Genomic DNA, 1,948 nt, shown 5'->3' on the forward strand with positions numbered 1-1,948 from the left:
TAGTACTCCAGCCGTAGATCGTGATCTCGATCGTGAGGGGCGCCGAGGAGGCAGCTGGCAGCGTCGATCATCTGGACGAGACCGACCACGCCGTCGCGGGCGTTCGTTTCCTTCTCCGCCTACCCGAGTCCACCGAGACGGAGGGCGTTCCTTATCTCGCTGAGCTTCGCGGTCGTCGCCGGGGTCCACTCCTTCGCCTGCTCACCGAGACGGAGGGCGTTCTCAATCTCGCTGAGTTTCGCGGAGGACAGGGCGCCCGCCCGCTCGATCAGGTCGTCCCGGGACACGGTGGTCAGCCACGTGCAAGGGGTAAAGCCCGGACGCGGGAACGCGAACCGAAGCACGCCTTCAAAGGGCAGTCCTTCCACGGCGCCTACTGCCACTTCGACGCCCAGACCGGTGATGTCGACACCCGCCCGAGCGACGACCTGCATCACCCGGATCCCGGACGCGTCGTCTCCCGACAGCAGCACGACCGGCCGCCGCTCGTCGAACTCCACCCACCAGACTTCGCCACGTTGCACATGTCCTCCTGACACAGGACGGCGGGCGGACGCTGCACGACCCCGACGCGCTGTGGAGACGGGTGCGGCCACCCGTTGATCATCGGTGTGTGAAGACAAACGATCACGCGGTGGCCGCAGGTCACAGCGTAGACCCTGCCCGCTGGCAGGAGGCGTTCGAGGGCCTGATGAGCCGGATAGCGGGACGGTTCACACGGGTCGAACCCCGGTTCCGGGTCCGGAAGTTGGTGCTCGGACTGCTGTCGGACCTGCCGCGCAAGAACTGCTGGACCATCGCAGAATGGGCCGGGGAGAGGACCCCGGACGGCATGCAGCATCTGCTGGGGCGGGCCAAGTGGGACGCCGACCGGGTCCGCGACGATGTGTGTGACTACGTGATGGACCACCTGCACGACGACCAGGCGGTACTGGTGGTCGACGAGACCGGGGACGTGAAGAAGGGCACCGGCACGGTCGGCGTCCAGCGCCAGTACACCGGCACCGCGGGCAGGATCGAAAATGCCCAGGTCGCCGTCTACCTGGTCTACGCCGGCCGGCGCGGGCACGCGGCAGTGGACCGGGAACTGTACGTCCCGCGTTCATGGACCTCCGACCCTGACCGCTGCCGGGATGCCGGACTCGACCAGGACACCGCCTTCGCCACCAAGCCGGAACTGGCCACTCGTATGGTTGCCCGGTTCCTGGACGCCGGCCACCAGGCCGCATGGGTCGCCGGCGACGAGGTCTACGGCGGCAACCCCAGGCTGCGAACCGCACTGGAGGAACGCGGCACCGGCTACGTCCTCGCGGTGGCCTGCTCGCACGAAGTCACCACCGGGGCGGGGAGGTTCCGTGCGGACACCCTGGCCAAGGAGGTGCCCAAGCGGGCCTGGCAGAAGCTCTCCGCAGGGGCCGGGGCCAAGGGCCACCGTTTCTACGACTGGGCAGTCATCGACCTCGCCGACCCCCGACCCGGGAGTCGTCAGCTGCTGATCCGCCGTAACCGCAGCACCGGCGAACTCGCCTACTACCGCTGCTACTCGCGCGCACCCGTGCCGCTGACCGTGCTGGTCAGAGTCGCTGGATCAAGATGGCGGGTGGAGGAGTTCTTCCAGTCGGGCAAGGGCCTGGCCGCACTCGACGAGCACCAGGTCCGCCGCTATGCCTCCTGGTCCCGCTGGGTCACCCTCGCCATGCTCGCGCACGCCTTCCTCGCCGTCGTACGCGCAGACGAGCACACCCGCCCCGCACCCGATGCCCTCATTCCGCTCACCTGCAACGAGATCCAGCGCCTGTTCATCACACTCGTTGTCCGACCCGTCCACGATGCCGCCCACCGGCTCGGTTGGTCCGACTGGCGGCGCCGCCACCAGGCCCGATCCCAGGCCAGCCACTACCGTCGACAAGCCACTCAGGCATGAAGATCACGATCTACGGCTGGAGTA

Annotated in this window: 2 protein-coding genes; one reads left to right on the forward strand and one right to left on the reverse strand. The window is 68.0% G+C overall.

Translation table 11 applies throughout. The annotated features are described in order from the left end of the window. Nucleotides 1–119: 119 nt before the first annotated feature. Nucleotides 120–524, reverse strand: a complete 405-nt coding sequence (locus ACGF8A_RS34505; RefSeq protein ID WP_095753169.1) for a type II toxin-antitoxin system PemK/MazF family toxin — start codon at nt 522–524, stop codon at nt 120–122. 167 nt (nt 525–691) lie between these two features. On the opposite strand from ACGF8A_RS34505, the gene ACGF8A_RS34510 reads away from it, so the two are divergent. Next, entirely contained in the window at nt 692–1,924 is a 1,233-nt protein-coding gene (locus ACGF8A_RS34510) for an IS701 family transposase (RefSeq protein ID WP_393114787.1), read from the forward strand. The last annotated feature ends 24 nt before the right edge of the window (nt 1,925–1,948 follow it).

This window comes from Streptomyces sp. NPDC047706, assembly GCF_043204795.1.
In the GTDB taxonomy this organism is placed as follows: domain Bacteria; phylum Actinomycetota; class Actinomycetes; order Streptomycetales; family Streptomycetaceae; genus Streptomyces.